Here is a 7,590-nt window from a genome sequence, read left to right on the forward strand (position 1 = left end):
CGGTCTGGGCCCCCTCGGGGGGCAGAGAGGACACGCCAGTGCCGAACGTGGGGGTGGTCACCGAAGCACGCCCAGCGCGAACGGCAGGCTGGCCATGCCCAGCAGGGTGGACAGGGTGACCAGGCCGGCCACGTAGCCGCCGTTGTAGCCCATGCGCGCGGCCAGCACATAGCAGCTCGAGGCCGTGGGCAGGGCCGAGAAGGCCAGCAGCACCGTGCTCTGCACGGCGGTGAGGCCGAAGGCGTGCGACAGGCCCAGCGCCACCAGGGGCAGCACGAAATGGCGGATCGCCAGCACCGCCAGCATCAGCAGCTTGCCGCTGGCCAGGCTGCTGAACTGCATGCCGGCGCCGGCCGCCATCAGGCCCAGCGCCAGCGAGGCCGCGCCTATGCGCGTGACCGTGGGCTCGAGCCAGCCGGGCATGGCAAAGCCCAGCAGGTTGGCCGCCAGGCCCGTGGCCGTGGCGATGATCAGCGGGTTGCGCACCAGCTCGCGCAGGAAGCCGCGCTGGGCATGGCGCGCCATAGGCCAGACCGCGCCCACGTTGAACAGCGGCACGCACACGCCGATCAGCACCGCGATCAGCAGCAGGCCCTGCGGCCCGGCCAGGCGATCGGCCAGGGCCAGCGCGATGAAGGAGTTGAAGCGGAACGCCACCTGGGCGCTGGCGGCATGGTCGCGCCGGTCGATGTGCGGGCCCAGCAGCGGCAGCCAGGGCAGGGCGTAGGCCAGGGCGATGCCGATCACGCCCAGGCTCAGGCCCGCGCCGATCAGGCTGGAGGCCGCGCCCAGGTCCAGCGGGCTCTTGACGATGGAGTGGAACAGCAGCACCGGGAACAGGAAGAAGTAGACCAGGCTCTCGACCTGCTGCCAGACCGTGCGGTTGAGCGCCGTGTAGCGGCACACCAGGTAGCCGCAGAGGATCAGGGAGAAATCGGGGAACAGGAGCTGGGCGTAATTCACCGGCCGAGAATACCTCGTGGATTCCGGGTTTGCACCTAGCTGACATCCACAAGGCGCGTGCGACTGCGGGGGGTTACGATCCCAGGCTTGTCGTTCCAATCAAAGGAGTTTTGACCATGCAACGTCGTCAATGGATGGCCCTGGCCATCGCCGCGGCAGCCGCCGGCTCGGCTTTCGCGCAGGGCTATCCGAACAAGGTCGTGAAGCTGCAGGTGCCGTTCGCGCCCGGCGGCACGACCGACATCATCGCGCGCACCATCGCCGACCCGCTGGGCAAGGCGCTGGGCCAGAGCGTGATCGTCGAGAACAAGGCCGGCGGCGGCGGCGTGATCGGCGCCACCGAGACCGTGCGCGCGGCGCCGGACGGCTACCTTTTGGGAGTGGCGACGGTCTCGACCACGGCGGCCAATCCGGCGATCAACCCCAAGATCCCCTACAACCCGGTGACGGACTTCACGCCCATCATCAACATCGCGGCCACGCCCAACATCATCGCCGTGCACCCGAGTTTCCCGGCCAAGGACTACAAGGCCTTCATCGCCGAGCTCAAGAAGAACCCGGGCCGCTATTCCTACGCCTCCTCGGGCACCGGCGGCATCGGCCATTTGCAGACCGAGCTCTGGAAGAGCCTGGCCGGCGTGTTCATCACCCACATTCCCTACCGCGGCGCGGGCCCGGCGCTGAACGACACGGTGGCCGGCCAGGTGCCCATCATCTTCGACAACCTGCCCTCGGCCCTGCCCTTCATCCAGAGCGGCAAGCTGGTGCCCATCGTGGTCGCCGCGCCGCAGCGCCTGGCCCAGCTGCCCAATGTGCCGACCTTCAAGGAGGTGGGCCTGGAACCGGTGAACCGCATGGCCTACTACGGCATCCTGGGTCCCAAGGGCCTGCCCAAGGAGGTGGTGGACAAGGTCAGCGCCGGCGTGAAGAAGGCGCTCGAGGAGCCGGCCGTGCGCAAGCGCATCGAGGACACGGGCTCGCTGGTCGTGGCCAACACGCCCGAGCAGTTCGCCGCGCAGATCAAGGCCGAGTACGAGGTCTACAAGAAGGTGGTGGACCAGCAGAAGCTCAAGCTGGACTGAACCGGACACCTGCTCTCTCCCGCAGCCATCGGCGGCCTGCCCCGATGGCTTTTTTGCTACCCTGGATGTCATGCACCCCGCCAGCGCCGCCAGCATAGACCGCTTCATCGACGCCCTGTGGCTGGAGGACGGCCTTTCCGGCAACACGCTGGCGGCCTACCGGCGCGACCTGACGCTGTACGCGCAGTGGCTGGACGGGCAGGGCGCGGCGCTGGACGACACCATGGAGAGCCAGCTGCACCAATACTTCGCCGCGCGGCATGCGGCCACCAAGGCCACTTCCGCCAACCGCCGCCTCACCGTGTTCAAGCGCTACTTCCGCTGGGCGCTGCGCGAGCGCCTGGTCGGCGTCGATCCCACGCTGAAGCTGCTGGCCGCCAAGCAGGCGCTGCGCGTGCCCAAGACCCTGAGCGAGGCCCAGGTCGAGTCCCTGCTGGCCGCGCCCGACACCGCCACGGCCCTGGGCCTGCGCGACCGCAGCATGCTCGAGCTGATGTACGCGAGCGGCCTGCGCGTGAGCGAGCTGGTCACGCTGAACCTGTTCCAGCTGGGCCTGAACGAGGGCGTGCTGCGTGTCACCGGCAAGGGCGAGAAGGAGCGACTGGTGCCGTTCGGCGAGCTGGCGCGCGAGTGGCTCACGCGCTACCTGGCCGAGGTGAGGCCCGCGCTGCTGGGCGCGCGGCGCAGCGAGGCGCTGTTCGTCACCAGCAGCGGCCCCAAGCCCGGCACGGCGATGACGCGCGTCATGTTCTGGCAGCTGGTCAAGCGCTATGCGCTGCAGGCCGGCATACGCGCGCCGCTGTCGCCGCACACGCTGCGCCATGCCTTCGCCACCCACCTGCTGAACCACGGCGCCGACCTGCGCGCGGTGCAGATGCTGCTGGGCCACGCCGACATCTCGACCACCACGATCTACACCCATGTGGCGCGCGAGCGGCTGCGCAAGCTGCACGCCCAGCACCATCCGCGCGGCTGAGGCCGGCGAGGGGTCTCAACCGCCCAGCAGGTAGGCCAGCTCCAGCTCGCTGAAGCCGGCCTGGCGCCTGGCCGCCTCGTTGAACGGCGGATGCAGGCGCGGCGCCTGGTAGCGCTCGACCAGCAGGCCGTAATGGGCCACCGGGTCCAGGCCCTCGCGCTCGCAGAGCCAGCGGTACCAGTGGTTGCCGATCGCCACATGGCCGACCTCCTCGCGCAGGATGATGTCCAGGATCTCGACCGCGCGCAGCGCGTCGGCGCTGCCCACCTGGCGCAGCCTGGCCTGGATCTGCGGCGTGGCGTCCAGCCCGCGCGCCTCCAGGGTGCGCGGCACCAGGGCCATGCGCGCCACGATGTCGCCCCCGGTCTTCTCGCACATGGCCCACAGCCCGTCGTGGGCGCTGAAGTCGCCATAGCCGTGGCCCAGGGTCCCCAGGTGCTCGCTCAGCAGCGTGAAGTGCTGCGCCTCCTCGTGCGCCACGCGCAGCCAGTCCAGGTAGAAGTCGCGCGGCAGGCCGGCGAAGCGCCAGACCGCATCGAGCGCGAGGTTGATGGCGTTGAACTCGATGTGGCAGATCGCGTGGACCAGGGCGGCGCGGCCCGCCGCCGAGGCCGGCGGGCGCCGCGGCACGCGCGCCGGGTGCACCAGCTGCGGCAGGGCCGGGCGGCCCGGCAGATCGCCCGGCGCGGGCAGGTCCCCGGCGGCCAAGGGCAGCGCGCCGGCCTCGGCCCACAGTTGCTGGACGGCGGTGACTTTCTGCGCGGGATCGGGCAGGCGCAAGGCCTGCAGCGCCAGTTGACGGAGCTCCATCTCTACAATTCTAGGTTTTGCATGCCCCGAGCAAGAGGAACATCATGGCAATTTACGAACTGGACGGCGTGGCCCCCCGCGTGGCCGAGACGGCCTGGGTGGCCGACAGTGCCCAGGTCATGGGCAAGGTGACGCTGGGCGAGGGCAGCAGCGTCTGGTTCGGCGCGGTGCTGCGCGGCGACAGCGACAGCCTCACCGTGGGCCGCGGCTCCAATGTGCAGGACGGCAGCGTGCTGCACGCCGACGCGGGCGAGCCGCTGACCGTGGGCGAGAACGTGACTGTAGGCCACAAGGTCATGCTGCACGGCTGCACCATAGGGGACGAGTCGCTGATCGGCATAGGCGCGGTGGTGCTCAACGGCGCCCGCATAGGCAAGAACTGCCTGGTCGGCGCCGGGGCCCTGGTCACCGAGGGCAAGGAGTTCCCGGACGGCTCGATGATCATCGGCAGCCCGGCCAAGGCGGTGCGCCAGCTCACGCCCGAGCAGATCGAGGGCCTGCGCCGCAGCGCCCGGCATTACAGCGAGAACGCCCGCCGCTTTCGCGCCGGGCTCAAGAAGATCGCCTGACGGGACGGCGCGTGTCTGAGCTGCACAAATTCATCTTCGAGGGCCTGCCGGTGCGCGGCGTGATCGTGCGCCTGACCGACGCCTGGACCGAGATCCTGCGCCGCCGCGAATCCAACAACGCGACCGGCGCCTACCCCGCGCCGGTGCGCGAGCTGCTGGGCCAGATGGCGGCTGCCGGCGTGCTGATGCAGGGCAACATCAAGTTCAACGGCGCGCTGGTGCTGCAGATCTTCGGCGACGGCCCGGTCAAGGTGGCGGTGGCCGAGGTGCAGTCCGACCTGAGCCTGCGCGCCACCGCGACGGTGCTCGGGCCTGTGGACGCGCAGGCCACGCTGAGCCAGATGGTCAACCTGGGCAACCAGGGCCGCTGCGCGATCACGCTGGACCCCAAGGACAAGCTGCCGGGCCAGCAGGCCTACCAGGGCGTGGTGCCGCTGTTCGGCGACCGCAAGGAAAAGCTCGAGCGGCTCAGCGAGGTGCTCGAGCATTACATGCTGCAGTCCGAGCAACTGGACACCACGCTGGTGCTGGCGGCCAACGACCAGGTGGCGGCGGGCCTGTTGATCCAGCGCCTGCCGGTGCAGGGCCAGGCCAACCTGGGGGGCAGCTCGCGCGAGGACGAGATCGGCCTGAACGAGCACTACAACCGCATCGCCATCCTGGCCAGGAGCCTGAAGCAGGAGGAGCTGCTCACGCTGGACGTGGACACCATACTGCGCCGCCTGTTCTGGGAGGAGCGGCTGCTGCGCTTCGAGCCGCAGGCCGGCGAAACCGGGCCGCGCTTTGCCTGCACCTGCAGCCGCGAGCGCGTGAGCCAGATGATCCGCAGCCTGGGCGAGGCCGAGGCCGAGAGCATCCTGGCCGAGCGCGGCCACATCGAGGTGGGATGCGACTTCTGCGGCCAGCAGTACCACTTCGATCCGGTGGACGCGGCGCAGATCTTCACCGCCGCGCGCCAGCTGCCGCCCGGCAGCTCGGCCATGCACTGAGGCTTGCGCGGGCCGCAGCCAGCCGTCAGGGCAGCAGCCCGGTGAACAGCCGGTGCTCGCAGGTCGGGTCGCTGCAGTTCTCGCAGCGCCAGGCGACGCGCCCGCCCTGCAGACCGTACTGGGTGGCCAGGCGCGCGTCCGGGGGCGCGGCGCCCGTGCCCTCGATGGCCAGCAGCGCGTTCTGAAGCCGCTGCGCGCCCTGTCCGTAGATCACCTTGTAGGCCAGGCTGGCGCCGAGGAGCGCATCGCGCAGGGCCATGTCGACGGCCTCGCTCGCGCGGGCCTCGGCCGGGGGCAGCAGGTCCAGTCCCAGCAGCAGGGTCAGCTCGTACAGCCGGCCATGGGTCTGGGCCAGGGCGCTGACTTCTTCCTGCGTGGGCGGGGCGCGGCCGCGGTCGGTGATGGCGGTGAGCAGTGCCGCCCCATCGCTGACCGAGACGGGGCGCTGCGCCAGCGCAAGTGCCAATTCGGCGGCGAGTCGGGTCTTGCCGGTGCGCGGCGCACCCAGCACGGCGATGCGCAGCATGGGGTTGGAGGAGGGGAGCGGCCAGGACGCCTACTTGGCGACCTGCACGAAGACTTCGTTGGGCTTGACCATGCCCAGTTCGGCGCGTGCCTTTTCCTCGACCATCTCCAGGCCTTCCTTGAGGTCGCGCACTTCGGAGGCCAGTTGCTCGTTGACGCGCTGGGCCTCGGCGTTGGCCGCCTTCTGCAGGTCGAGCTTCTGCTGCAGCTCGGACACGTTGGGCACGCTGCCGCGGCCCAACCACAGCTGCGCGTGCAGGATCACGAGCAGCAGGATCAGGACCAGCGGGACGAAGCGTTTGCCCATCGGCGCTCAGCCCAGGCGGCGGTTGCCCAAGTGCTTCAACGCAGGTTGTAGAACGCGGCGCGGCCCGGGTAGTGGGCGATGTCGCCCAGGTCTTCCTCGATGCGCAGCAGCTGGTTGTACTTGGCCATGCGGTCGCTGCGGCTCGCCGAGCCGGTCTTGATCTGGCCGGCGTTGAGGCCCACGGCGATGTCGGCGATGGTCGCGTCCTCGGTCTCGCCCGAGCGGTGGCTGATCACGGCGGTGTAGCCGGCGCGCTTGGCCATCTCGATCGCGGCGAAGGTCTCGGTCAGGGTGCCGATCTGGTTGATCTTGATCAGGATCGAGTTGGCGACGCCCTTCTCTATGCCTTCCTTCAGGATCTTGGTGTTGGTCACGAACAGGTCGTCGCCGACCAGCTGCACCTTCTGGCCCAGGCGCTCGGTCAGGTGCTTCCAGCCTTCCCAGTCGCCCTCGGCCATGCCGTCCTCGACGCTGATGATGGGGTACTTGTCGCACCAGGTGGCGAGCATGTCGGTCCACTGCTCGGCCGACAGCACCAGGCCTTCGCCTTCCAGGTGGTACTTGCCTTCCTTGTAGAACTCGCTGGCCGCGCAGTCCAGGCCCAGGGCGATCTGCTCACCGGCGGTGTAGCCGGCCTTCTCGATGGCTTCGAGGATCAGCTGGATGGCCGCCTCGTGGCTGGGCACGCTGGGCGCGAAGCCGCCCTCGTCGCCCACGGCGGTGCTCATGCCCTTGTCGTGGATGATCTTCTTGAGCGCATGGAACACCTCGGCGCCGTAGCGCAGGGCTTCGCGGAAGCTCGGCGCACCCACGGGGATGATCATCAGCTCCTGAAGGTCCAGGTTGTTGTTGGCGTGGGCGCCACCGTTGATGACGTTCATCATCGGCACCGGCAGCTGCATGCCGGCCATGCCGCCGAAGTAGCGGTACAGCGGCAGGCCCGATTCCTCGGCCGCGGCGCGGGCCACGGCCATGGAGACGGCCAGCATGGCGTTGGCGCCCAGGCGGCTCTTGTTCTCGGTGCCGTCCAGGTCGATCAGGGTCTTGTCGAGGAAGGCCTGCTCGGAGGCGTCCAGGCCCAGCACGGCCTCGGAGATCTCGGTGTTGATGTGCTCGACGGCCTTGAGCACGCCCTTGCCGAGGTAGCGGCTCTTGTCGCCGTCGCGCAGCTCGATGGCCTCGCGCGAGCCGGTCGAGGCGCCCGAGGGCACGGCGGCGCGGCCCATCACGCCGGATTCCAGCAGCACGTCGCATTCCACGGTGGGGTTGCCGCGGCTGTCCAGAATCTCGCGACCGACGATGTCAACAATGGCACTCATCTCTTACCTTTCAGTTTCTCAACTCTTCGTGAAACCCGCCCTTGAGGGGC

General features: G+C 69.4%; 9 protein-coding genes. 4 read left to right on the forward strand and 5 right to left on the reverse strand.

Annotation, left to right across the window (positions count from 1 at the left end):
- Window positions 1-57: 57 nt before the first annotated feature.
- Entirely contained in the window at window positions 58-963 is a 906-nt protein-coding gene (locus tag FFS10_RS18435) for an AEC family transporter (RefSeq protein ID WP_137895938.1), read from the reverse strand.
- Between the two features lie 116 nt (window positions 964-1,079).
- Between FFS10_RS18435 and FFS10_RS18440 the strand changes: the two genes are divergently transcribed.
- Together FFS10_RS18440 and xerD are read left to right on the forward strand one after the other, a co-directional pair.
- Window positions 1,080-2,045 (forward strand): tripartite tricarboxylate transporter substrate binding protein BugE, encoded by a 966-nt coding sequence (locus FFS10_RS18440; RefSeq protein ID WP_137895939.1) that lies wholly within the window; start codon window positions 1,080-1,082, stop codon window positions 2,043-2,045.
- A gap of 70 nt (window positions 2,046-2,115) precedes the next feature.
- Entirely contained in the window at window positions 2,116-3,021 is a 906-nt protein-coding gene (gene xerD / locus FFS10_RS18445; protein WP_137895940.1) for a site-specific tyrosine recombinase XerD, read from the forward strand.
- Between the two features lie 15 nt (window positions 3,022-3,036).
- Here the strand turns inward: xerD and FFS10_RS18450 are convergent, their stop codons facing one another.
- Window positions 3,037-3,831 (reverse strand): ferritin-like domain-containing protein, encoded by a 795-nt coding sequence (locus FFS10_RS18450; protein ID WP_137895941.1) that lies wholly within the window; start codon window positions 3,829-3,831, stop codon window positions 3,037-3,039.
- A 44-nt stretch (window positions 3,832-3,875) separates the two neighbouring features.
- Here FFS10_RS18450 and FFS10_RS18455 point away from each other — a divergent pair, with 44 nt between their 5' ends.
- Together FFS10_RS18455 and hslO are read left to right on the forward strand one after the other, a co-directional pair.
- Window positions 3,876-4,400, forward strand: a complete 525-nt coding sequence (locus FFS10_RS18455; protein ID WP_137895942.1) for a gamma carbonic anhydrase family protein — start codon at window positions 3,876-3,878, stop codon at window positions 4,398-4,400.
- 11 nt (window positions 4,401-4,411) lie between these two features.
- On the forward strand, window positions 4,412-5,389 hold the full coding sequence (hslO, locus tag FFS10_RS18460; RefSeq protein WP_137895943.1) for an Hsp33 family molecular chaperone HslO: 978 nt from the start codon (window positions 4,412-4,414) through the stop codon (window positions 5,387-5,389).
- A 25-nt stretch (window positions 5,390-5,414) separates the two neighbouring features.
- Here hslO and FFS10_RS18465 read toward each other — a convergent pair whose 3' ends face one another.
- Genes FFS10_RS18465 through eno form a run of 3 tightly spaced genes read right to left on the reverse strand, consistent with a single transcriptional unit; the run spans window position 5,415 to window position 7,540 of the window.
- Window positions 5,415-5,915: a hypothetical protein gene (locus tag FFS10_RS18465; protein WP_137895944.1), complete on the reverse strand. Its 501-nt coding sequence runs from the start codon at window positions 5,913-5,915 to the stop codon at window positions 5,415-5,417.
- A gap of 30 nt (window positions 5,916-5,945) precedes the next feature.
- The gene (locus tag FFS10_RS18470; protein ID WP_137895945.1) at window positions 5,946-6,221 is read right to left on the reverse strand and encodes a septum formation initiator family protein; all 276 of its coding nucleotides are present in this window, start codon (window positions 6,219-6,221) and stop codon (window positions 5,946-5,948) included.
- A 35-nt stretch (window positions 6,222-6,256) separates the two neighbouring features.
- A complete protein-coding gene (gene eno, locus FFS10_RS18475) occupies window positions 6,257-7,540 on the reverse strand; it encodes a phosphopyruvate hydratase (RefSeq protein WP_137895946.1) in 1,284 nt (427 codons plus the stop codon).
- Between the last annotated feature and the right edge of the window lie 50 nt (window positions 7,541-7,590).

Source organism: Ramlibacter sp. 2FC (genome assembly GCF_005503345.1).
Taxonomy (GTDB): domain Bacteria; phylum Pseudomonadota; class Gammaproteobacteria; order Burkholderiales; family Burkholderiaceae_C; genus SCMQ01.